The sequence below is a fragment of the Micromonospora sp. H61 genome, from assembly GCF_018070325.1.
In the GTDB taxonomy this organism is placed as follows: Bacteria; Actinomycetota; Actinomycetes; order Mycobacteriales; family Micromonosporaceae; genus Micromonospora; species Micromonospora salmantinae.
This window is the reverse complement of record NZ_JAGPXY010000256.1, coordinates 1-432: the sequence shown is the minus strand read 5'-3', so window position 1 is coordinate 432 and position 432 is coordinate 1. Positions and strand designations below refer to the sequence as shown.

Below are 432 nucleotides of genomic sequence, written 5' to 3'. Positions count from 1 at the left end.
ACGAACGCCGAGTTGGATGCAAGCTCAACACCGCACTGCTCAGCCAAGGTCCAGCCGTTCTTGCGGCCCAGGCCCGAGATCAACCCGCACAGGTACGAACGCGCACGCAGTCTCGGTTCGGCCCGCCGGAACCGAGGCCCGATCCGGGCATGCAGCCGGTCCAACTCTCCATGCCACCGGTCAACATCAACATCCGTCACAGGCAGACCAACGAACGCGAGCCGAAATCGATTCGCCTACTGCCGTTGCAGTACTAATACTCCAGCCGCACCTGCTGAAGTTGAAGTCTTCGCTGGTAGTGGGCTGTTTTGGCCCGGTACTGGTGTCGGCGTCGCCATCGTGACCATCGATGGATGTGGTCGAAGGGTCGGATGGTGGTGATCAGGTGTGCCAGGAGACGTCGGACCTCGCCGAGCGTGAGAGGAATGAGAC

1 protein-coding gene is annotated in these 432 nt (G+C 61.3%); it reads left to right on the top strand.

Annotated elements, in window-relative coordinates:
- Positions 1-257, top strand: a 257-nt coding sequence (locus tag KBX08_RS35000) for a hypothetical protein (RefSeq protein WP_210787744.1), incomplete at its 5' end; no start/stop codon positions are given.
- Positions 258-432 lie beyond the last annotated feature (175 nt).